Annotated in this window: 21 protein-coding genes; 13 read left to right on the top strand and 8 right to left on the bottom strand. The window is 40.1% G+C overall.

The genetic code is table 11. From position 1 onward, the window contains the following. The first annotated feature begins 188 nt into the window (after positions 1 to 188). From algC to SOI76_RS14090, 7 genes are all read left to right on the top strand, one after another. Entirely contained in the window at positions 189 to 1,607 is a 1,419-nt protein-coding gene (algC, locus tag SOI76_RS14120; protein ID WP_104079277.1) for a phosphomannomutase/phosphoglucomutase, read from the top strand. Between the two features lie 15 nt (positions 1,608 to 1,622). Continuing rightward, positions 1,623 to 2,528: an acetylglutamate kinase gene (gene argB, locus SOI76_RS14115; protein WP_032055153.1), complete on the top strand. Its 906-nt coding sequence runs from the start codon at positions 1,623 to 1,625 to the stop codon at positions 2,526 to 2,528. A gap of 122 nt (positions 2,529 to 2,650) precedes the next feature. Beyond that, positions 2,651 to 3,433: a GNAT family N-acetyltransferase gene (locus SOI76_RS14110; protein WP_016144532.1), complete on the top strand. Its 783-nt coding sequence runs from the start codon at positions 2,651 to 2,653 to the stop codon at positions 3,431 to 3,433. Positions 3,434 to 3,540: 107 nt separating this feature from the next. Beyond that, entirely contained in the window at positions 3,541 to 4,389 is an 849-nt protein-coding gene (locus tag SOI76_RS14105) for a class II glutamine amidotransferase (RefSeq protein ID WP_104079278.1), read from the top strand. A gap of 251 nt (positions 4,390 to 4,640) precedes the next feature. Continuing rightward, positions 4,641 to 5,096 (top strand): bacteriohemerythrin, encoded by a 456-nt coding sequence (locus SOI76_RS14100; protein ID WP_002121698.1) that lies wholly within the window; start codon positions 4,641 to 4,643, stop codon positions 5,094 to 5,096. 153 nt (positions 5,097 to 5,249) lie between these two features. Further along, on the top strand, positions 5,250 to 6,317 hold the full coding sequence (locus SOI76_RS14095; RefSeq protein WP_104079279.1) for a hypothetical protein: 1,068 nt from the start codon (positions 5,250 to 5,252) through the stop codon (positions 6,315 to 6,317). Continuing rightward, the gene (locus SOI76_RS14090) at positions 6,317 to 6,631 is read left to right on the top strand and encodes an RnfH family protein (RefSeq protein WP_017481335.1); all 315 of its coding nucleotides are present in this window, start codon (positions 6,317 to 6,319) and stop codon (positions 6,629 to 6,631) included. Before SOI76_RS14095 ends, SOI76_RS14090 begins: the two co-directional genes overlap by 1 nt. 64 nt (positions 6,632 to 6,695) lie before the next feature. Here SOI76_RS14090 and omlA read toward each other — a convergent pair whose 3' ends face one another. Next, positions 6,696 to 7,094: an outer membrane protein assembly factor BamE gene (gene omlA, locus SOI76_RS14085; protein ID WP_002121740.1), complete on the bottom strand. Its 399-nt coding sequence runs from the start codon at positions 7,092 to 7,094 to the stop codon at positions 6,696 to 6,698. A 111-nt stretch (positions 7,095 to 7,205) separates the two neighbouring features. Here omlA and fur point away from each other — a divergent pair, with 111 nt between their 5' ends. After that, positions 7,206 to 7,643, top strand: a complete 438-nt coding sequence (fur, locus tag SOI76_RS14080) for a ferric iron uptake transcriptional regulator (RefSeq protein WP_002121758.1) — start codon at positions 7,206 to 7,208, stop codon at positions 7,641 to 7,643. A 69-nt stretch (positions 7,644 to 7,712) separates the two neighbouring features. Here fur and pilU read toward each other — a convergent pair whose 3' ends face one another. Beyond that, on the bottom strand, positions 7,713 to 8,831 hold the full coding sequence (pilU, locus tag SOI76_RS14075) for a PilT/PilU family type 4a pilus ATPase (protein ID WP_005070855.1): 1,119 nt from the start codon (positions 8,829 to 8,831) through the stop codon (positions 7,713 to 7,715). A gap of 19 nt (positions 8,832 to 8,850) precedes the next feature. Continuing rightward, positions 8,851 to 9,888: a type IV pilus twitching motility protein PilT gene (gene pilT, locus SOI76_RS14070; RefSeq protein ID WP_002121749.1), complete on the bottom strand. Its 1,038-nt coding sequence runs from the start codon at positions 9,886 to 9,888 to the stop codon at positions 8,851 to 8,853. Positions 9,889 to 10,014: 126 nt separating this feature from the next. On the opposite strand from pilT, the gene yggS reads away from it, so the two are divergent. Further along, the gene (yggS, locus tag SOI76_RS14065) at positions 10,015 to 10,707 is read left to right on the top strand and encodes a YggS family pyridoxal phosphate-dependent enzyme (RefSeq protein ID WP_104079280.1); all 693 of its coding nucleotides are present in this window, start codon (positions 10,015 to 10,017) and stop codon (positions 10,705 to 10,707) included. 200 nt (positions 10,708 to 10,907) lie between these two features. Here the strand turns inward: yggS and sbcC are convergent, their stop codons facing one another. Continuing rightward, positions 10,908 to 14,504, bottom strand: coding sequence for an SbcC/MukB-like Walker B domain-containing protein (gene sbcC, locus SOI76_RS14060; protein WP_104079281.1), 3,597 nt, complete (start codon positions 14,502 to 14,504; stop codon positions 10,908 to 10,910). Between the two features lie 9 nt (positions 14,505 to 14,513). Beyond that, positions 14,514 to 15,782 carry an exonuclease SbcCD subunit D gene (gene sbcD / locus SOI76_RS14055; protein WP_104079282.1) on the bottom strand — a complete coding sequence of 423 codons (1,269 nt, stop codon included), beginning with the start codon at positions 15,780 to 15,782 and terminating at the stop codon, positions 14,514 to 14,516. A 163-nt stretch (positions 15,783 to 15,945) separates the two neighbouring features. On the opposite strand from sbcD, the gene SOI76_RS14050 reads away from it, so the two are divergent. Then, positions 15,946 to 16,419 carry an OsmC family protein gene (locus SOI76_RS14050; protein WP_057074047.1) on the top strand — a complete coding sequence of 158 codons (474 nt, stop codon included), beginning with the start codon at positions 15,946 to 15,948 and terminating at the stop codon, positions 16,417 to 16,419. A gap of 67 nt (positions 16,420 to 16,486) precedes the next feature. Here the strand turns inward: SOI76_RS14050 and SOI76_RS14045 are convergent, their stop codons facing one another. Beyond that, positions 16,487 to 16,864, bottom strand: coding sequence for a VOC family protein (locus SOI76_RS14045; RefSeq protein ID WP_104079283.1), 378 nt, complete (start codon positions 16,862 to 16,864; stop codon positions 16,487 to 16,489). A gap of 380 nt (positions 16,865 to 17,244) precedes the next feature. On the opposite strand from SOI76_RS14045, the gene SOI76_RS14040 reads away from it, so the two are divergent. Together SOI76_RS14040 and yfcH are read left to right on the top strand one after the other, a co-directional pair. Continuing rightward, the gene (locus SOI76_RS14040) at positions 17,245 to 17,697 is read left to right on the top strand and encodes an ABZJ_00895 family protein (RefSeq protein WP_104079284.1); all 453 of its coding nucleotides are present in this window, start codon (positions 17,245 to 17,247) and stop codon (positions 17,695 to 17,697) included. 83 nt (positions 17,698 to 17,780) lie between these two features. Continuing rightward, a complete protein-coding gene (gene yfcH / locus SOI76_RS14035) occupies positions 17,781 to 18,686 on the top strand; it encodes a TIGR01777 family oxidoreductase (RefSeq protein WP_104079285.1) in 906 nt (301 codons plus the stop codon). On the opposite strand, the gene SOI76_RS14030 is transcribed toward yfcH, so the two are convergent. Together SOI76_RS14030 and hemB are read right to left on the bottom strand one after the other, a co-directional pair. Next, positions 18,678 to 19,793: an NAD(P)/FAD-dependent oxidoreductase gene (locus SOI76_RS14030; protein ID WP_104079286.1), complete on the bottom strand. Its 1,116-nt coding sequence runs from the start codon at positions 19,791 to 19,793 to the stop codon at positions 18,678 to 18,680. The two genes, yfcH and SOI76_RS14030, sit on opposite strands and share 9 nt — an antisense overlap. A 25-nt stretch (positions 19,794 to 19,818) precedes the next feature. Next, a complete protein-coding gene (gene hemB / locus SOI76_RS14025) occupies positions 19,819 to 20,832 on the bottom strand; it encodes a porphobilinogen synthase (RefSeq protein WP_104079465.1) in 1,014 nt (337 codons plus the stop codon). A 142-nt stretch (positions 20,833 to 20,974) separates the two neighbouring features. On the opposite strand from hemB, the gene SOI76_RS14020 reads away from it, so the two are divergent. Beyond that, entirely contained in the window at positions 20,975 to 21,472 is a 498-nt protein-coding gene (locus tag SOI76_RS14020; protein ID WP_002121786.1) for a thioesterase family protein, read from the top strand. Positions 21,473 to 21,627 lie beyond the last annotated feature (155 nt).

Below are 21,627 nucleotides of genomic sequence, written 5' to 3'. Positions count from 1 at the left end.
ATATTAACGAAAATCAAACGCCTGCTGATCAGGCGTTTCTTTTTACATCTTGAATGTTACAATAGATTATATTACAACACGCTTTACTAATATTCTTTTAACTTTTTTAGCAAACAAACCTTTCAAAAATTTTGAATAATCTATGTTTTTGCGATAGATCGAATTGATCTTTAAATAGAAGATACGCTATGAATGTAAGACACTCATTTCCTAAAAGTATTTTTCGTGCTTACGATATTAGAGGCAAACTTTCTTACTTAACCACGGACGTTGTCCGTTCAATTGCCTACGGATTGGCACAGCAATACAAACAAGCAAAACAAACTCAATTAGTGATTGGCTATGATGCCCGTCTCACTAGCCCAGCTTATGCGCACTTAATTGAAGAAATTTTAATAGAACAAGGCTTAAACGTTACCAATATTGGCTGCTGCTCATCCCCGATGATGTATTACATTGCTAGAGATTTTGGTGGCAACGGTATTATGGTGACCGCAAGCCATAATCCAAAATCGGATAATGGTATTAAGTGGATTTTAAAAGGTGAACCGCCGTCTCCAGAAATGATTCAGCAGGTGGGTGAAGAAGCCCAAACTTATGTACCCAACCATTCAATTTCTGTACTTGAGCTAACCTTACCTCAATTTAAAGCTGAATTTTGCCAAAAATACCAACAAGCTATTTTCAAAGATATTCATTTAAAGCACCCTTTAAAAGTTGTTTTAGATGGTTTACATGGTTCAGCTGGGCATTGTTCAAAGCTAATCTTGGAAAAAATGGGTTGTGAAGTCATTGCTTTACGTACCGATCCAAATGGAGAGTTTCCAGATCACGCACCAGACCCTTCAAATGCAGCTCATTTAACTAGCTTGCGAAAAGCAGTGGTCGAGCAGCAGGCTGATATTGGTATTGCTTTGGATGGTGATGGAGACCGCGTTGTTTTAGTCGATGAAAAAGCACAGATATTGACAGCAGACCGCTTATTGTCGCTTTTTGCGCAAATGTGCCTTGAGCAGCATCCAGAGCACGAGATTGTTTTTGATGTGAAATGTTCACGTATGGTTCAAGAGACTGTCGAAAAACTCGGTGGAAAAGCAAAAATGATCCGCACGGGAAGTAGCTTCCTACGGGCTTATTTGTCTCAGTCGGGTGGGCGTGCCATTTTCGGTGGAGAATATGCAGGTCATTATGTATTTAATGATGGCCGTGGTTTTGGCTACGACGATGGTTTGTATGCTGCATTACGGGTAATGGAGTATTTTACTCAATCGAGTGCTACAACTATTTCTGAATTATTTGCCTCATATCCAGAAAGATGTTGCACAGAAGATACCTATATTGGTACTTATCAGTCAGATCCAAAATATGTATTACAAGATATTGAGATTTTAAGTCATCGCTTAGGGGCACGTATTAGTAAAATCGATGGCGTACGTCTTGATTTTGATGATGGTTTTGGCATTATTCGAGCATCAAATACTGGTGAATATTTTACAGTAAGATTTGATGCGGATAATCCTTTACGATTAAAGGAAATCCAGCAAAAATTTGTAGATATGTTACAAGAACACTATCCGCAAATTGCACAAGAACTTTCAGAGGCCTAAGTAAGGAGAGGCGTAATGCCACAACATCAGCATATCGGTGTCGACAAAGCAAAAATCTTGATTGAAGCTTTGCCGTATATTCAACGCTTTACTGGTAAAACGCTGGTGGTGAAATACGGTGGCAACGCAATGACTGATCCAGAGCTTGAAAGTTCATTTGCCCGAGACATCGTTTTACTTAAAACTGTAGGATTAAATCCGATTGTTGTTCACGGTGGTGGACCACAAGTGGACTCATTCTTAAAGCAGTTAGGCCGTGAATCTGACCGCATTGACGGTATGCGCGTAACTGATGCTGCAACCATGGAAGTGGTTGAAATGGTATTGGGCGGTAGCGTAAATAAATCGATCGTTAATCTGATTAATAAACACGGTGGACGTGCGATTGGTTTAACGGGTAAAGACGGTAATTTACTTCGTGCCCGTAAATTGCTTATGGAAAAGCAAGAAGAAGACGGTTCTATCAAACATATCGATTTGGGTATGGTGGGTGAAGTTACTGGTGTTAAAACAGATGTATTGGAAATGTTCACTCAAAGTGACTTTATTCCAGTTATTGCACCACTAGGTGTAGATGAAGAAGGCAATACTTATAATATTAATGCTGATTTAGTTGCAGGTAAGGTTGCAGAAGCATTAGGCGCTGAAAAATTAATTTTGCTCACCAATATTAGTGGTGTGCTTGATGAAAATAAAAATCTGTTAACTGGCCTTACGACGCAAGAAGTTGATCGCCTCATTGAAACAGGTGTGATCTATGGCGGCATGATTCCTAAAGTAGGCTGTGCGCTTGACGCTGTTAAAGGTGGTGTTGTGAGCGCGCATATTGTTGATGGTCGTGTGCCACATGCATCCTTACTTGAAATCTTCACTGATCATGGCGTGGGAACACTGATTTCTAACCGCACTAAAACAGCTTAAGAAATCCATTATTCTCAATAAAAAGATCACTCTAGGTGGTCTTTTTTTATGCCATTTTAATTTGGTCATTTTTTTGTCATGAGCTTTGACTAGTGTAGGGGATGTCACTAGGAGCGTTCATTATGCTGGAAAAATTTAATCAATATCGCCAAACCTGGACTTTACCTTTAAATCGTCATAAAGCAATAAATCAGACGCAATTTCGTTTTGAATGGGTTGATAATTTAAAAGAATTACAAGATGTACAACGGTTTCGTGCACAACAATTTAGCCAACAATTCGGAATCAAGTTTGAAGATAATTTAGACCAAGATATTTACGATTTTGGTTGTGAACACGCAGTCTTGCGTGAAAAATGGACTGGAGAAATTGTAGCGTATACTCGTTTAAAACTATTTCAAGGCCACGAAATAGCACAAAGCTACAGTGCTCATGAGTTCGATATTGTTCCTCAATTATCCCATCTTCCAAATGTGTTAGAAATAGGCCGTACTTGTGTACATCCTCGCTTTCGTAATGGTAAAGCATTATCAATGTTATGGTTAAACCTTGCACCGAAAGTACTCTGGTCAATGCGCGCTAAATATTTAATGGGCTGTGTCAGTATTCATTTGCAAGATAATTTAGCTAGAGCGTATTACACACATCGCCAGATTCAACAGTTATCTGAAAGCAAAACGATTGATATTCGTTCTAAAAAAATCTATGAACCTGAATATCCTGAGTTTAGCTTCCCACAAGATGAACGTATGCCAAAGCTATTCCAAATGTATCTGAGCATGCAGTCAAAACTATCGAAACAGGCATTTTTTGATGAAGAATTTAACTGTCTAGATTATTTTGTATTTCTTGAGGTGAATAAAGTCGCGACCTCATTTGTCATGAATAAAATGGTGCAGCGTTAATCATATTTCCTATTTTGTAATAGCCAGCACATATTGAGATTTGCAAGCCATTTTACTCTCATGCACAATAGAGCAGATGGGGTAATTAGAAGTAGTTTAAAAGCGATATGTGCCAGCTATTAGGAATGAATTGTGCAACACCAACGGATATTACTTTTTCCTTCCGTGGTTTTTCACAACGGGCAGGAATTACCTCAGATCATAGTGATGGATTTGGCATCGCATTTTTCGAAGATAAGGCATGCCGTTTATTCGTTGATAACCAGTCGGCAGTTGAATCTCCAATTGCCGATCTTATTCGTAATTATCCTATTAAATCACGCAATGTGATTGCACACATTCGAAAAGCTACTCAAGGCAAAATCACTTTAGAAAATTCACATCCCTTTATTCGTGAGTTGTGGGGGCGACACTGGATTTTTGCTCATAATGGCGATTTACATGACTTTAATCCGCCGTTAAGTGGACGTTTCACACCAGTAGGTAATACCGATAGTGAGCGGGCATTTTGTTATTTGCTCGATCAACTCGTTGAAGTATTTGGTTATGAAGAGCCAAGTCTTGAACAAATCTTTGAAGTATTAGAAAAGATTTCTCCACAAATTGCGGAATACGGCACATTTAATTATTGTCTATCTAATGGCAAAGCATTATTTAGTTATGCCATTACTAAATTACATTGGCTCGTTCGTGAATATCCATTTAATCATGCTCATTTAATTGATTTAGATGTCGAAGTCGATTTTAGCCAGGTAACAACACCTGACGATCGTGTGGCAGTAATAACCACTGAACCTTTAACACATAATGAAAATTGGACAGCCTACCAACCTGGTGAAATGATTTTATTTCAAAATGGTAAACCGATTAAAAAGGCTATTACCTTTGTAGAAAGATTAAAGCGTGAACAGGAAAATCCTGAACTTAAACGTATTACGCGTGCAGATCAGTATTAATATAAAATACATTTAAAATATATGAATAAGGATATTTATATATTTTTATCATTTAACAATTAAATAGTTTGTTTAAAAAATACTTTATTATTTTAGTTGGTTAATTTTAATTAAATATTTTAAAAACAAAAACTTGAGTTGAATATAATTTTTATATGCTAAAGCCGACAAAATAGGTTTGTTTTTATTTATATTCTTTAAATATATCATGGAGTTTATGCAACGATCATTAATCATCATTGGGGAGATGTATGAAAATGAAATGGGCTTCAGAATATAATACGGGTATTGATGTTATTGATGAGCAACATAAACGAATACTTGATTATATTAATGAGATTGATGATGTAAAAGATGAAGAGGATAGACGTCGTATTAAAGATGTTCTAGACAATATTATCGATTACACGCAATCACATTTTACTTTCGAAGAAAGTTTGCAAGAGGAAGCTGATTATAAATATCGTGTACCTCATAAACGTGTACATGATTTATTTATTAAAAAAATAGAGTTATATCGTGAACGTTTTGAAATGGGGCACACGATTGAAGCAGAATTACAAGAAATTTTGGCTAAATGGTTAATTAACCATATTCAACATGATGATGCCGATTATGTAGGAGCAGTAAAAGAAAATATGATGGGAATTATTAGAGAAAAAGAAAAGAAAAAAGGGAAAAACTGGTTTGCTCGGTTTTTCTCATAACCTGAAATAAAAATAACTCATAATTTCAGTTAGCGCGGCAAACTATCGATTCGGTAGTTTGCTTTTTTTATTGAGCAAACTTTGATTTTCAAGCATGACACGGGCAAAATATCTCTAGTCTTTTTCAAGGAATGCATAATGCAGGACATACCTATGTCACGATGGTTATCGCCCCTGATGGCGTTTTGCTTATCTTTCATCATTATGGCGACATTGGCACCCACAATGGGAATCCAGATTGATCGTCAACTCGATTTCTGGTTATTGTGGTTAGGCACAATGTTGTTATTGGCACTACCAGTTTGTTATTTGGAAATTGCTTTAGCAAAACGGTCGAAGACTACAGCCTTAAATGCTTTATCAAGTTTAACTCGTGAAGCAGATAGTTCCCCAAAATGGCGTTTGGTTGGCTGGCTTGCGGTTATTTTTATTCCATTTTTAGCTGGTAATGTATTAAGTACAGCTGGCAATTTACTGACTACACAACTTAATAATAGTGTTTCAGTGCAACTTGTTTTTGCTGGTCTTGCTGTTGTGGCCCTCATTTTATCCTTTATTCCACGTCAGATTTTAATCTTACTGATGACGATTGGTGTAATCGCTTCTCTTGTTTTAGCTAACACGATGGGAACGACTTTAAAGCCTTGGCATTGGACCAATGTTGAGTTTAAAGAATGGGGTAATGCGACTGTACTTGCACTTGTTGCAAGTGGATTAGGCTTAGGGCTTTACTGGCAAAATAGTGTAGGTGCTGTTCAGTCGCAAGAAGGTGCAACGAAAACAGTTCTTCCAATTTGGTTAGCTCAGTTAATTGCTGTGATTGCCTTTGGTTTCTTTTCTTTACAAGCACAGCTTCCTGTTTTTACTTGGATCTTTACCGCAGTAATGACAACAGCGTTATTTGTGCAATTGGCTAGAGAGCAGCTTGCTCAGCGTCAGCTTATGCCTATTTTACAGTGGGTGATTATTGTTATAGCGATTGCTGTTTGGGCTGTGCCTGAGCTTCATAACATCTTTACGCTGATTTTGATGCTTTGGGGATTACTCATTTGCTTGATCTATGCCATTTTTGCTGGCTGGATTATGAAAATTAGCCATTTGCGTAAATCTATGAATTTTAGCAATGAGTTGTTTTATAACTTATGGCGCATTGCGGTACGTATTGTATTGCCGCTTTCAATTGTGATTGCCATGATTGCGGTGATTGGACAAATTATCTGATGGAAAAAGCTCAGCAAGTGTGGGTTGCTTATGCAGCCCCAGAGCAACAGTTTTTAGTTGCTATTCCATTTGAAGCTGGTATGACTGCATTACAAGCAGTTGAGGCGAGTGGCTTGCAGACACAGGTCAGTTTGCCTGAGCCATTACAACTTGGCATCTTTGGCGCAAAAGTTGAAGCACATGCGATTTTGCAAGCTGGTGATCGAGTTGAGATTTATCGACCTTTAACGATTAACCCCAAAGATATACGTCGTAAACGCGCCGAGAAAAACCCTGTGGGGCGATATATTAAAAGTAATCGCTTTAAGCAATAAGCCCCATAAACAAAACCCCTCAAAGTATTTCACTTGAGGGGTTTATTTTTATTAGAAAAAACGATTATAGTGGTGGTGCAGTTAAAATCGCTTCTTTAGAAGCAGGTAAACCTGGTTGCGATTCTGGAATAGTTTCTAAACCTTCAATTTTAGTTACTGTGCCAGTGCCATCAAAGTAAATTTTTAAATGCTGACCATGTGCTGCGGGGATTTTTGCTTTTTTAGCATAAGTTCCCGGGATATAGTTGTAAATGTAGTCCCAACGTAGAGGATTGAGGGGATCAGTCACAGTTGGACTACCAAGCAAAAAACGCACTTGCTGGAAATTCATGCCGACTTGTACTTGAGAGGCTTGAGCTTTGGTCAATGGAGTCCCTTGAGGAATATCAACCTTATATACACCAAAGATTGAACAACCAGCAAGGAGTGAAGTGACTAATAACGTCAGCACGAGTTTTTGCATTTTGCTACACTATCCCAATAAATTATGATGCATTTGATCAAAGGATAGATCATACTTCATCTAAATTCTATTGCCTATTCCAACTTGAGATTTGTTGAGAGACCTTTTTTCATGCCTATTTCCAATCAAGATTTGCGCAAAGCTGGACTTAAAGTTACCCTTCCTCGAATTAAGATTTTGGAATTATTAGAAAATTCAAAACAACATCATCTTAGCGCTGAAGATATTTACAAGACTTTGTTAGAACAAGGGGAAGATGTCGGTCTTGCGACAGTTTACCGTGTGTTAACACAATTTGAAGCTGCAGGTATCATTCAGCGCCACCATTTCGAAAATAATCATTCTGTTTTCGAAATTATGCAAGAAGATCACCACGATCATTTGGTTTGCCATAATTGCAACAAAGTTATTGAATTTACTAATGATGTTATCGAGAAAGAACAGCATGCTGTAGCTGAGCAACATGGGTTTACCTTAACGGGTCACTCATTAAACCTCTACGGTTACTGTAACGAACCTGAATGTCAGGAAGTACTGCGCAAGAAATAATCGTTTTCACACAAAGAAAACAAATAAAAAAGGAAGGTTACGTTTAACCTTCCTTTTTTTATGAAGAAATTACTGTCGGTCGAAGGTTAAATGCTGATTTGTGCCTGCAATTTGCTCAGGACCTTCTTCGGCAAGCTTAATTGTTAAACGTAAATCGTTTGGTGAGTCGGCATGTTTTAATGCATCTTTGTAGGTAATTTGGCCTGACTTATAAAGATCAAACAGTGCTTGGTCAAAAGTTTGCATACCGAGTTCACGTGAGCGTTTCATTAAATCTTTAATTTCATGAATTTCGCCTTTGCGAATATAGTCTGAAATTAGTGGTGAGTTAATGAGAATCTCAATCGCTGCACGGCGCGAATTACCATCTGGAGTCGGAATAAGTTGTTGTGCAATCATGGCCTTTAAATTAAGCGATAAATCCATGTAGAGCTGGCTATGACGGTCACTTTCAAAGAAGTGAATAATACGGTCAAGTGCTTGGTTGGCGTTGTTCGCATGCATCGTGGCTAAGACCAAGTGACCCGTTTCGGCAAAACCAATCGCATAGTCCATGACTTCACGAGAGCGAATCTCACCAATTAAGATCACATCGGGTGCTTGTCGCAACGTATTCTTTAAGGCAATTTCGAATGAGTCTGTATCGATCCCGACTTCACGTTGGGTAATGATGCAGCCAGCATGTTCATGAATAAACTCAATCGGGTCTTCAATGGTAATGATATGACCTTTAGAGTTATGGTTACGATAGCTAATCATTGAAGCCAATGAAGTAGATTTACCTGTACCTGTCGCGCCTACGAAAATAATAATGCCGCGTTTGGTCATCGATAAATCTTTAAGCACTGGCGGTAATTGTAAGTCATCAATTGAAGGAATTTTGGTTTCAATTCGCCGTAATACCATGCCTGGCATGTCGCGTTGCTGAAAAGCACTCACACGAAAGCGGGCAGTTTTATCACGGTTCATAATGGCAAAATTACATTCGCGAGTCTCAGCAAATTCTTTGCGTTGTTTTTCACTCATGATGGAATGTAAGAGTTGCCCGATAATTTCGCCTGAAAGACTATTTTTTGAAATGGGGACAATTTGCCCGTTAATCTTCATCGATGGTGCAACGCCATCTGTAATAAAGAGGTCGGATGATTTTTTTTCAACCATCAGGTTGAGCAGGTCATTAAAATCCATATTTATTCTCTAATTATTTTTATAGAAATGATTCAGGCTGTTTAGCAGCAGTACGAGCCGTTTGTGGGCTGATCACACCGCGAGACACCAAATTTTTTAAGCTTTGGTCGAGGGTGGTCATGCCATGATTTGCGCCAGTCTGAATAGCTGAGTACATTTGCGCAACTTTATTTTCACGAATTAAGTTACGAATGGCAGGAATACCAATCATAATTTCATGAGCTGCGACACGACCGCCACCATTCTTTTTAAGCAGGGTTTGTGAAATTACAGCCTGTAATGATTCAGACAGCATGGCACGGACCATATCTTTTTCTTCGGCAGGGAATACGTCAATCACACGGTCAATAGTTTTTGCAGCAGAAGTGGTATGCAGCGTGCCAAACACCAAATGACCTGTTTCGGCAGCGGTAAGCGCTAAACGAATAGTCTCAAGGTCACGCATCTCACCGACCAAAATAATATCAGGGTCTTCACGCAGTGCTGAACGTAGTGCCTCATTAAAGCCGTGTGTATCACGATGCACTTCACGTTGGTTAATCAGGCATTTCTTTGACTGATGTACAAATTCGATAGGGTCTTCAACCGTTAGAATGTGGTCATAACGGTTTTCGTTGATGTAGTCCATCATCGCTGCAAGTGTCGTCGATTTACCAGAACCTGTTGGGCCTGTCACCAGTACAATACCGCGTGGATAATCACAAATGTCTTTAAAGATTTGACCTAGGCCTAAATCTTCCATGGTGAGTACTTTAGAGGGAATGGTACGAAAAACTGCACCCGCACCACGGTTTTGGTTAAATGCGTTTACACGGAAACGAGCAACGTTGGGTACTTCAAAAGAAAAGTCGGTTTCAAGCTTTTCTTCGTAGTCACGACGCTGTTTATCATTCATGATGTCGTAGACCAGACGATGAACATCTTTATGATCTAGAGCAGGTAAGTTAATGCGACGGACTTCACCATCCACGCGAATCATTGGTGGCATGCCAGCAGACAAGTGTAAATCGGACGCGCCATTTTTCACAGAGAAGGCGAGTAGCTCTGTAATATCCATAATTTCCCCAAGTAAATCAAAATATGTCATTATTTTGTAGAATAATATACGGCTTTCACCGAGGCTTACCAACACCTCGCTTTAGGTGAAAAGCAAAAAAGTTTTTTGAAAATGAGAACCTTGTCAATGAATTACCTGCAAGATGCGCGGCAGCACGTATTACAGCAAATCCAAAGTGCTTGTGAACATGCTCAACGTGCGCCTGAAACCGTACAACTTTTAGGCGTATCGAAAACACATCCAAGTGAAAGTTTGCGTGAAATGTATGCAGCAGGGCAAAGAGCATTTGGCGAAAACTATTTGCAAGAAGCTTTAGATAAAGTCGAAGCTTTACAGGATTTAGACATTGAATGGCATTTCATTGGTCATGTTCAACGCAACAAGACGAAGCATTTGGCCGAGAAATTTGATTGGGTACATGGTGTAGATCGTTTAATTATTGCCGAGCGCCTATCTAACCAGCGTGGTGATGATCAATCTGCGCTTAATATTTGTTTGCAAGTGAATATTGATGGGCAAGACAGTAAAGATGGCTGTGTACCAGATGAAGTTGCCGAGTTAGTTGGTCAAATGAGTCAACTACCGAAAATCAGGTTACGTGGCTTAATGGTCATTCCAGCGCCTGACAATACTGCCGCTTTTGCAGATGCTAAAGCCTTGTTTGATGCTGTGAAAGACCAACATGCCCACCCAGAAGATTGGGACACTTTAAGTATGGGAATGTCGAGTGATTTAGAAGCTGCAATTGCGGCTGGTTCAACCATGGTTCGTGTAGGAACAGCCTTATTTGGTGCTAGAGACTATTCGCAAAAAAGGTGATGTAAGCTTTATCTTACAGAAACTGCGGCCTTTTGCGGCTATGGCAGACAATGCTTTTTTCGTATTATGAACTCATCAGGAAACAGGATGTTTCTAAGAATAACAATAAACAGTGATGAATGGATGCATACAGGTACGACAGGAGTTATACCAACGCAGAATCTAAAAAAGCCCCGACAGGATGTCGGGGCTTTTTAGTTTTAACCTACTACTTCTATGGTACTTGCACCTGCGCCGAGTGGTTTTACCTGAATTTGTACAGGAATACGCTCATGCATTTCTTGAATGTGTGAGATGAGAATGACCTGACGCCCCTGATTTTGCAATTGGTCTAAAGCATTCATCACCATGTGCAAAGATGAGGCGTCTAAAGTACCAAAGCCTTCATCAATAAACAGCGATTCAATTTTCATTGAGCCCGAGGCCATATTGGCAATCGCTAAAGACAAGGCAAGGGCAGTTAAGAACGACTCACCGCCAGACAAAGATGCAACAGAACGGGTTTCTCCATCCATGTCATGGTCAATAATCGCAAGACTTAGAGACTGATCTAGGCGTTTTAACGTATAACGTTGAGACAGCATTGCCAGTTGCTGGTTAGCATGTTCCACTAAAATATCTAGGTGATATTGCTGGGCATAGTCGCGGAACTCTTTACCTTTTGCATCACCAATCAAGCCTGAAATTTTGCTCCAGCGATGTTCTTCTTGCTGAATATTTTGAATTTGCTCAGCGTATTGTTGCTGTTTAGCCAGATTTTGCTGATGGACTTCAAGCTTAAGCTTAAGCCGATCACGTACTTCAAGCTGGGCTTTAAGCTCTGCAATATTGTCTTGAATAAGGCTAACAAGCTTTTCATATTCAATATCTGGCTGAGTTTGTAAGTGCTCGCTCAATTGCTCTTGCATGGTTTTAAGGGCAGAAGAGGCTTCACTTAATAAACGCTCGGCATGATTAAGACGGTTACGAATATCTTGCTCTTGAGCTGAATTAATTTGCATGAGCGCCGTAAGATCAGTTGCCTGAAAATCAGTGTGGGCTTTTAACCAGTTTTGAATTTGCTCATCAATCTGCTGCTGGTGCCCCGCAGTGTGTTGATGTTGATGCTTAAGCTGATCGAGTGCTTGTTTTTGCTGCTCAAAGTGCTGTCTGGTTTGTTCAAAACATTGTTTAGCCTCGTGATACGCCGTTTGTTGTTGCTGACGTTTAACGTCATGCTCAATTAGCCATTCATGCGGTTTAAGATCCGAGCGGCCCGTCATTTGCTGAATGAGCGACACCGCTTTTTCATTATTTTGTTGGCCTTTAAGCGTAATCTCTTGGAGATTTTGATCGATCTCATCAATTTGCTTGGTCATTTGCTCAAGATTGGCAGCTAACATTTTAAGTTCCTGTTGCTGCTGTTCAAAACGCTGTGAAAGCTGTTCTTGTTGCTCAAGTTGCTTAGCACGTGCGTCTAAAATCGACCAAGTCTGTTTAGCCGTTTGGCTACTCGACTGCTGCCATGCGTGCTTTTCAGCTTCCGATAAACACTCGACAATATGTTGAACTTGTTGTTGCCATTGCTGTGCCGCATTAAGCAAACTTTCATTACGTTGAATTGATTGAACCAGTTGATTGTGCTGTTTAATCGCTTGGGTTAAACGCAAGTTTTCTGAGTCAAATGAACTTATGGCAGTTTGTGCCGCTTGTCTGAGTTCGTTCAGAGTTAGCAAGATCTGCTCAGGAGCTTGATTAAGCTCAATATGTAAGTGATTGAGGCTAAATTGCTGATCAAGTTCTTGCTGCAAGCTTGATTGTTTTGTTTGAAGTTGAGCTAGATATTTCTGAACTTGCTCAAGCTCGGCACGACACTGGGTAAGTGCATGTTGCTGGGTTTGCCATGCATTAAATTTAGTTTGCTCGAGTGCAACAGCTTGCTGCTCTTGTTGTTGCTGCAAATCGAATAAAGCTTTGGAAACTGCACTATCATCAATACGGTAAGGGTGGTGGGTACTTCCACAGACTAAACACGCTTCACCTTCTTTAAGATTGGCCCGTAATTGTTCAATATTTTCTGTGTGTAATAAACGCTGCTGTTGCAGGATGTGCTGTAACTTTTCACGCTCAGTTTTTGCTGTTTGGTAGTCTTGTTCAGCTAACTGGCAAACGGTTTTAAGTTGCTGCTCTTGGGCTGAGGTTTGCGTTTGTTTTTCAGAGAATTGCTGAAGCTCAGCATATAGCTCATGATAAATTTTTATTTTTTGCTGAATCAGATCTAACTGTGTGACTTGAGCAAGTTTCTGATCTTTATCTTTACGCTGCTGTTCAAGTTTTAACTCAATTTGTTCAACTGTGCCGAGTGAAGCTGTGAGTTGTTCAACTTCACTTTTAGCTTCCGATAGCTTTTGGCGAGCAAGGGTAGGGTTTCCGAGCTGTTGTTCGATTGCTTGGTAATTTTGAATAAATTGCCCAAGTTGATGTAGATGTGCTGAAAGGCCTTTATCCAACACAGCATATTGCTGAGTATGGATAAGCTGTTGTTGCAGATGAATTTGGTTCTGCTCAAGCTGTGCAATGTGCTGTTGCACAGTGTTTTGCTGCTGGTGCAGTGGACTGAGTTTTTGCTCAAGTACGTTTCTTTTTTCTTTGCACTTTTTATATTCATCGGCAATAAAAGCACGTTCCTGAATGGACTGTCGAACTTGGTTTAAAGCATGTTGATGCTTTTGCTCAAAATCGAGCGTCTGTTTGAGTTCTTGTTCTGCAAGTTGATATTGTTTTTGTCCCGTTTCAAAAATTTGCACCAACTCATTAAACTTGGTCTGAGCTTGCTGAATTTGCGGCTCAAGTTGTTGTAGGGTTTGTAAATTTTGAGCTTGCTGAAAAACTTGTGGGCGTATTTCAGAGAAAACTTCGAGTCTTTTTAATTGCTCACGCTCACCAGCCAATTGTTGATGATGGTTTTGCTGGGTTTGAAACTGTTGTTGTTTAGCTTGAACTTCTTGCTCAAGTTTCGCTTTACGTTCAAACCATTGTTGTTGTTTGTCTAAGATATTTTTTTGTTGTTCTAACTGTTGATGATTTTGTTCGGCTTGCTGGTATTGTTCGGTAAATGCAGCAATATCTTCATCAGACAAAATTTCAATATATCCTAAAAACTCTTCAAGCTGTTTACGCTGTTTCGCAATATCTGCGGTTTTACGAAAAGCCAGCTCACCAATTTTGGCGAAAATGCTGGAGTTGGTCAGGTACTCGAGTAACTCTCCACGTTCGCTGTCTCGTGCTTTTAAAAACGCGGTCACTTCTGACTGAGCAAGTAGTACAGCACGAGTAAACTGTTCAAAAGAAAGCTGGGTAATTTGTTTAACTTTTTCATCAACCGCTTTGGCTTTGTCTGCAAGTACCACGCCATCGGTCAGGCATTTTAAATGGCGTTGTACGCTTTGTAATTTACCATTTGGGTTTTCACGTGCCCGCTTAATTTCCCAGCGTGTCGAATAGCGCTTTTGATCTTGCGCAATAAAGCAAAGCTCAGCAAAACCATGTCCTGTACCACGGCGTAAGACAGTTAAAGGTGAGTTAGTGAGTAACTCAGAACCATCAACATCTTTTAATTTACCGTCACTGTCTTTCAGGCGTGGAACCCGATTAAACAAAGCTAGGCACATGGCATCTAAAATGGTTGACTTACCTGCGCCTGTTTTTCCCACGATCGCAATGAGACCTGCATGGGCGAGGGGCGCACTTTCAAAATCAATAAAATGCTCATCAGAAAGAGATGCCAGATTTTTTATTCGAATGGATAAAATTTTCATGACATATCCTTAAGGTGTTGCATCATTTTCAAGATTTTTTTGTGCTTCTTGTACCAGACTCAAAAAATCTTTTAAGACCGTATCATCGGCGCTGTAACCTTGTTTTTCCCAAATATTTTGAAAGAGTTTTTCTGGTGTCGGCGGTTCAAGAGCGATTTGCTGAGTGGCATTTGAATCGGTGGTGTCTTTATTCACATATTGACGTGAAATACGCACTAAACGGTAGCGGTCAGGCGGTAGAGCCGCTTCAAACTGCTGACGTAAATTGGGCTGTGGCGGCGTTAAACTATAATATTCAATATCCACATATTCACGGTGGTCAATATTTTCAATCACGCCATGAGGCAAGGCTTTGAGTTGTTGCAGCACTTCGTTTAATTCACCACGAATGCGGTGCAATTGTATGCAACGCGGAATTTCGACAGCTTCAAATTGCAAACGACAGTCTGCCTCCTGACTCGGGTCGATTTTGACCTCAACCACTTGGTGCTTATAGTTAATTTCGCTAAAAGAAAGTGGAATGGGTGAACCGCTATAACGAATGTGCGGCTGGCCTACTTTTTGTGGTTTATGTAGATGTCCTAAAGCAACATAGTCGACCGCATCTTCAAATAAAGTCGTCGAAAGTGCCTCTTCGTTACCAATAATAATTGGGCGCTCAGAGTCAGATGTTTCCCCACCTTGCATATGCGCATGCGACATCAAAATAAGCGCTTGGTCTGGTGTCTTGCGACGTTTGGCTTCAGCAATGAGTTGCTGGTGCAAATAGGTAATCGCATTTTTGCTGTTAGTGGTATGTTCATTAAAGCCCGTAATTTCGGCCGAGCGTAAAAAAGGTAGGGCAAGGCACCATGCTACTATCTCTTGATTTTGATTATAAATAGGTAAAAGTAGTCGATCGAGATCTAGGGTTTTATCTTCATTCCAGCGAACCACGCCCACGGTTTTTGCGTTGTATTTTTCTAAGAGTGGTTCGACCTGTTCAATACGGTAGCCTGAGTCATGGTTACCCGCAATCATGAGCGTTTGCATGTGCGGTGCAATACGATGGGCATCTGCTAAAAATTGGTAGAGCTGTTTTTGTGCTTGAGAACCTGGGTTAATAACATCAAAAATATCACCCGCAATAAGCAGGGCATGCGGTTGTTTTTCTTGAATTTGAGTGAGCAACCAGCTTAAAAATTGTTGGTGTTCGTAGTGTCGTGAGTGATTATAAAAAAACTGCCCCAAATGCCAGTCAGAAGTATGTAGAAAATGTACGGACATAGAAACAGACATCAAGCCAAAATAAACACAGATACGTTAGCATAAATTGGCAGGAGATTTTATCAAGACATTTTAAAGTGCTCGTTATTTAAGCCAGCAATGAAATCTGAATTATTTTGTCTCCTTAAGCTCTGCTTTGTTACTATCAGGTCAAACCATGAACTTTGAGAATAAAATGGCTATTCATAAATATGAAGTAAAAATACAGTGGGAAGGCAATACGGGTACAGGTACTTCATCTTATCGTTCTTATAAACGCGATTTTAGTATTCAACATCCTCAAAAGACCACCATTCAAGGTTCATCAGACCCTGCCTATTTAGGCGATGTGACCAGGTGGAACCCTGAAGATTTATTGGTTGCATCAGCTTCAGCTTGTCATAAGCTTTGGTATTTGCACCTATGTGCAGTCAATCATATTCATGTGTTGAGTTATGTCGACAAAGCACTTGGCTTTATGGAAGATGCAGATCCAGTTAAACGTGGTCACTTCACCCAAATTATTTTAAGACCAGAGATTGTTTTGGAAAAAGGTGCCGATCAAGAACTTGCTGCAAAACTGCACGAAGAAGCACATCACGAATGTATGATTGCCAATTCGGTGAATTTTCCAATTACATGTGAAGCCAGCTTTAGCTTTGCTGAATAATTCATATGAAATAGCCACCGATAAAAGCGGTGGCTATAAATTAAAATAAATAGGCTAAATAAAATCTTTAAGCTGCATTTTCATCGACTTGGAAAATACCAAAAACGTTGTGGTCTAAATCGACAAAGTAACCATGCCAAGCACGGCCCGGAATAGCGAATTTATCCATCGCGACAATACCACCTTGCGCTAAAATTTTTGCAGCCACTTCATCAAAGTTTTCCACCTGAACCGAACAGGTAAATGCATTGGTGCCATATTCCATCGGAGGCGTTTGGGCTGGGCGTTTTAATAGTCCCCCCATAGTTGAAGGTGTCTCTATGCGATAATATTCAATCGGTAAGTTTTCATCGAGTTTAAATTGCCAGCCAAACACAGTTTGATAAAACTGCGCATCACGGGCAGGGTTTGAAGACTGGATTTCAAAATAGGCAATGTTGTTCATATTATTTAAATCATATTTTTATGGTGTAAAAAGTATACGCATAGCCTTTATAGGCACGAAAGCACTATTGTGTATGGGGAGCGTAAAATAAATGAAAGTGCTAGAAAATAAAAACCGACGATTCGAGTGATGAGAGAATCGTCGGTCAAAAACTTCATCAAGGGTTTCGGCTGCTAACAAAACCTAATCCGAAGGAAGGAAAGAGTCGTAATGAAAGGTCACCGAAACAATTTTGCGGATGCCGTGCAAAGGAAGTATTCGGTTGCTGCGACCTTGTTACCCTATATAACGTCAAGAGATCAGGATTGGTTGACAGAAAAATGAAAAAAAATCGAAAAAAATTTATAATTATTTTTTGAACTCATAAATTAGGCAAAAATATGACCAAATTACGTTCTTACTTTCTCTGGTTTTTTGGTTTATGCATTGTGCTCACCTTAATTGTAGGTGTTGTTGCAGCACTATTACCAGCGAGTGTAGGTGGTATTTTAACAGCCGTTCCATATTTAGGCGCAATGATTTTTGTCTTATTTAAATTTTTAAAGAAAGAACGCCGTGCCCCGACTGTACCAGAAAAAAAGAAATTTACTTTGGGTTTTACCCTAATTTTTTGGGGCTATAACTTGTGTGGTGTTTTATTTGGTCTGTTTTTATTTTCAAGAAAAGACCCTGAGATTTTGCAAAACTTTATGCTTTACCTCAAACAACCTCAGTTCTTAAGTATTATGGTGATCATGCTTTTAATGTTAGCTATTCCACTTTATTTAATTACCTATTGGTTTTATGGCAAACAAGCACAGCGAATGGCTGACAAAATGTTTAATGTGCAATAGATCACTATGAAAACTCATACGTTTAAATATAAATGAGTCTTATACAATTAAATAAAACTTGAATCCTCAGCTTAGGAGGAAATATGAATAAGAATGTATTAATTACGGGTGCCAGTGGCTTTATTGGAACGCATTTAATTAGGTTCCTGCTGCAAAAAAATTATAACGTGATTGCGGCGACACGGCAGGCTGGAAAGACATCTGACCATCCTGCCTTGCAGTGGATACAAAAGTTTGAAGATATTTCGACACGGCAAATTGATTATGTGGTGAATTTGGCGGGTGCAAATATTGGCGAGAAACGCTGGACCGAGTCACATAAAAAACAGCTCATTGAAAGCCGTGTAAATACGACCCGAAAACTGTATGCATGGCTCAAGCAGTCTGAAATTTTTCCGGAAGTAATTGTGTCTGGTTCTGCAATTGGTTATTACGGAATAGATGATCAAGAAAAGTGGGCAGAAGTGTGTACTGAACAAAGCCCGCCACAGCCTATTTTTATGTCCGAGCTTTGCCAAGAGTGGGAGCGAGCAGCTTTAGCAGACGCTCAGCAAAATACTAAAATTATTCGCTTAGGCGTTGTGTTTGGGCAGGGCGGTGGCATCTTGCCTAAAATGTTACTTCCGATTCGACTCAATTTAGTTGGTCAAATTGGTCATGGTCGTCAGCCTGTGGTTTGGGTACATATTGAAGACGTATTAAACGCAATTGAGTTTATATTTAAACATCCTCAATCTGCTCAAATTCACAATGTGGTAGCGCCAGAAAATGTGACTCAAAAAGCTTTTGTTGAACAAGCAGCAGAGGTTTTGAATAAGAAACCATTGTTGTCAGCACCAAGCACTGTTTTTCGCTGTTTGTTGGGCGAACAGTCTCAATTGATCTTAAATGGTCAGTACGTCAAACCCGCAGCCTTACAAACTGAAGGATTTGAGTTTGCTTATCCTCAGTTAAAAATGGCTTTAGAGAATATACTCGCCTCAGGCTAAGATTTTATTTTGCAAACGCTCTGGCGAATATGCTTTGGCATCAACTAATGTTGGTTGACCGAGCATAAGCTGACGGAGCAATTGTGCAGAACCTGCGCCCATACACAAACCATTTCTAAAATGACCAAAGTTTGCCCAGAGGTTGTCCATTTCGGGCATTTTGCCAATGTAGGGAACGCCATTTGGTGAACTTGGTCTGAGTCCTGCCCAGCGCTGTACAATCGGGAAATTGGCCAGTTCAGGCACCATTTCTAAACACGCTTCTAAAATATTGTGCTGAGTGGTTTCATCGGTAGAGGTGTCAAAACCACGATGTGCCATGCTTGACCCGCACACGATATGACCGTCCATACGAGGAATCAAATACATGACTCGATTCATACACATGGTCGGTAGCCAGTGAGCAGGGGTTTTAAATAACAGCATTTGACCTTGAACAGGTTCGACTGGAATTTTGAGTTGTAATTGTGAGTTCCAGTAATGGCTCCAAGCGCCCGAAGTTATTACAAAATGGTCTGCTGTATGTTTGCGACCATCTTCGGTTTGTAGAGCTTGTATGGCATCACCTTGTTGAATCAGTTTTTTAACAGGAGTGTGTTCAAAAAATTCAACATTTGGATGTTGTTTTAAATAGCGAATCAGGGACTGTAATACGCGCGGATTACGAATATTAGATAGTTCAGGGAAATAAATGGCTTCTTGAAACTGATCGGAAATATGTGGATTAACTTGTTCTAGCGCATCTCTTTGTAAATATTCACAGCGCTGCATCGGTTCTTGATGCTGTTCTGCGTAGGACAAACCAACGTCAAAATCTTCTTCATCAAAAATCAGCATGCCTGTGTCATGAATTTCAAAATCAATCCCTGTAACAGGGTAAAGCTTTTGGTTCCATGCTTGATAAGAGGTTTTGCCAAATTGAGCGAGTTGGTTCACTGCATGCACATAGCGCCACGGGTACATCGGAGAGAGAATACCTCCGCCAGCCCAAGAGGCTGCTTGTCCCGCTTGTTGTTGATCAAAAATGCTGACTTTACAGCCTTGTTCAACCAACTCCAGCGCAGACATTAATCCACTTATGCCCGCGCCAATGATTGCAATATGCATGCAGTGTTATCCTTTCTCTGCGAACTTAGTTCATTTCCTTGAGTTTTTCAGCAGCGGTTTCTGCAAAGTAAGTCCAGATCCCGTCTGCACCAGCGCGGCGGCAGCACATGAGTGATTCTAAAATTACTGAGTCTGATAACCAGCCATTTTGAATTGCGCCAGCTAACATTGCGTATTCGCCACTCACTTGGTAAATGAATGTCGGAATACCAAAGGTATCTTTCACCTCACGTACTACATCCAGATATGGCATGCCCGGTTTTACAATCACCATGTCGGCGCCTTCTTGAATATCAAGCGCGATTTCATGTAATGCTTCGGCACGGTTGGCAAAGTCCATCTGGTAGTTATATTTATTACCACCTTTTAGGTTGGATGCAGAGCCAACAGCATCACGGAACGGACCATAGAAGCTAGATGCATATTTTGCAGAGTAGGCCATGATGTTGGTGTAGATGTGACCATTGGCTTCTAAAGCTTGACGAATTGCGCCAATACGGCCATCCATCATGTCACTTGGAGCAATCACTTCGGCACCTGCTTCTGCGTGACTTAACGCTTGTTTAATTAAGCATTCTACAGTCTCATCGTTTAGCACATAGCCAGTTTCATCAATAATGCCGTCTTGACCATGTGTGGTGTAAGGGTCGAGTGCACCATCGGTAATTAACACCATTTCTGGTAATTCTTTTTTAAGCAGACGACATGTGCTTTGTACTAAACCATCTTCACGCCATGCAGCTTCTGCGGTGAGGCTTTTATCTTCTTGCGGGGTAACTGGAAAAAGAGCCAGTTTTGATACACCCAATTCCAGAAGTCTTTCAGCTTTTTTCAGTAACAAATCTGCCGACAAACGCTGAATGTTTGGCATACTTGGAATATCTTGGGTTTGATTTTGTCCTGGTAATACAAATACTGGATAAATCAAGTGATTGGTAGTGAGCTGTGTTTCGCTGACCATCGCACGCAATTGCTCATTTTTACGGATACGGCGCATGCGAGTGGCTGGAAATGCAGGACGATTGAACGTATAAGTCATAACAATCTCGATGTTCGGTATTACACTAGGATAGGTTGGCGGATATTCCATTACTGTCAACCGACTGCTGTATTGTAGCCCCATAATGCTGGATTTGTACAAAATTATGGGCGTTTATCATGCTTTTAAATTTAGGCAATGTATGAGTGAAGAAAAGAAAAATTGGACTGGGAACATCCATTTAGGTGCAAAAACTGACTTAACTGTGGTTCTCAACCAATTATGTAAGGCGTTTAATAGCTCTCCTTTTTTTAAGCATAGTGGAATGATTATGCGTGTGGTGGACGGGCACATTGAAGGCTATATCGAGATGCAACCCAACCTGATTGGCAATTTGGCATTTCAGATTTTGCATGGCGGCGTTGCTGCAACTTTGCTCGATAGTATTGGTGGAATTGTGGCAATGGAACACCTATACCGCCGTTCAACTCCCGAAACTTTAACTGAAACCATTAAACAAGTATCGCGTTTGGCAACCGTCGACATGCGTGTAGATTATTTAGCACCGGGGCGTGGTAAATATTTTATTGCCCGTGCCGAAGTACTACGTTTAGGTCGTAAGGGCTGCACCATGCGTATGACCATGGTCAATGATGAAGATAAAGCCATTGCTGCGGGTATTGCTTCATATGCCTATTAAGCAATGAATTGAATCATTTAAAAGCGCCGAGTGCGCTTTTTTTAGTGTTTGAAAAGCTAAAATTTTCATAAAAACTTTGAGATAAACATTAATTTAATTAGAACGAACGCATGAGTTATAAAATTTTATTCTCATATTATGAGGTTTTAGCGTTA

The sequence above is a fragment of the Acinetobacter pittii genome, assembly GCF_034064985.1.
Taxonomy (GTDB): Bacteria; Pseudomonadota; Gammaproteobacteria; order Pseudomonadales; family Moraxellaceae; genus Acinetobacter; species Acinetobacter pittii_H.
The sequence above is the reverse complement of the archived record's forward strand: the minus strand, read 5'-3'. Positions and strand labels throughout refer to the sequence as shown.

Bases quoted from the DNA above. Each gene is read 5' to 3' on its own strand.
- SOI76_RS14090 (WP_017481335.1), top strand. From the start codon at position 6,317: ATGGAAAAAGCTCAGCAAGTGTGGGTTGCTTATGCAGCCCCAGAGCAA.
- algC (WP_104079277.1), top strand. From the start codon at position 189: ATGAATGTAAGACACTCATTTCCTAAAAGTATTTTTCGTGCTTACGAT.
- pilT (WP_002121749.1), bottom strand. From the start codon at position 9,888: ATGGATATTACAGAGCTACTCGCCTTCTCTGTGAAAAATGGCGCGTCC.
- SOI76_RS14045 (WP_104079283.1), bottom strand. From the start codon at position 16,864: ATGAACAACATTGCCTATTTTGAAATCCAGTCTTCAAACCCTGCCCGT.
- yfcH (WP_104079285.1), top strand. From the start codon at position 17,781: ATGAATAAGAATGTATTAATTACGGGTGCCAGTGGCTTTATTGGAACG.
- SOI76_RS14020 (WP_002121786.1), top strand. From the start codon at position 20,975: ATGAGTGAAGAAAAGAAAAATTGGACTGGGAACATCCATTTAGGTGCA.
- argB (WP_032055153.1), top strand. From the start codon at position 1,623: ATGCCACAACATCAGCATATCGGTGTCGACAAAGCAAAAATCTTGATT.
- SOI76_RS14030 (WP_104079286.1), bottom strand. From the start codon at position 19,793: ATGCATATTGCAATCATTGGCGCGGGCATAAGTGGATTAATGTCTGCG.
- SOI76_RS14110 (WP_016144532.1), top strand. From the start codon at position 2,651: ATGCTGGAAAAATTTAATCAATATCGCCAAACCTGGACTTTACCTTTA.
- fur (WP_002121758.1), top strand. From the start codon at position 7,206: ATGCCTATTTCCAATCAAGATTTGCGCAAAGCTGGACTTAAAGTTACC.
- sbcD (WP_104079282.1), bottom strand. From the start codon at position 15,782: ATGTCTGTTTCTATGTCCGTACATTTTCTACATACTTCTGACTGGCAT.
- SOI76_RS14040 (WP_104079284.1), top strand. From the start codon at position 17,245: ATGACCAAATTACGTTCTTACTTTCTCTGGTTTTTTGGTTTATGCATT.
- SOI76_RS14105 (WP_104079278.1), top strand. From the start codon at position 3,541: ATGTGCCAGCTATTAGGAATGAATTGTGCAACACCAACGGATATTACT.
- SOI76_RS14100 (WP_002121698.1), top strand. From the start codon at position 4,641: ATGAAAATGAAATGGGCTTCAGAATATAATACGGGTATTGATGTTATT.
- omlA (WP_002121740.1), bottom strand. From the start codon at position 7,094: ATGCAAAAACTCGTGCTGACGTTATTAGTCACTTCACTCCTTGCTGGT.
- yggS (WP_104079280.1), top strand. From the start codon at position 10,015: ATGAATTACCTGCAAGATGCGCGGCAGCACGTATTACAGCAAATCCAA.
- sbcC (WP_104079281.1), bottom strand. From the start codon at position 14,504: ATGAAAATTTTATCCATTCGAATAAAAAATCTGGCATCTCTTTCTGAT.
- SOI76_RS14095 (WP_104079279.1), top strand. From the start codon at position 5,250: ATGTCACGATGGTTATCGCCCCTGATGGCGTTTTGCTTATCTTTCATC.
- pilU (WP_005070855.1), bottom strand. From the start codon at position 8,831: ATGGATTTTAATGACCTGCTCAACCTGATGGTTGAAAAAAAATCATCC.
- SOI76_RS14050 (WP_057074047.1), top strand. From the start codon at position 15,946: ATGGCTATTCATAAATATGAAGTAAAAATACAGTGGGAAGGCAATACG.
- hemB (WP_104079465.1), bottom strand. From the start codon at position 20,832: ATGACTTATACGTTCAATCGTCCTGCATTTCCAGCCACTCGCATGCGC.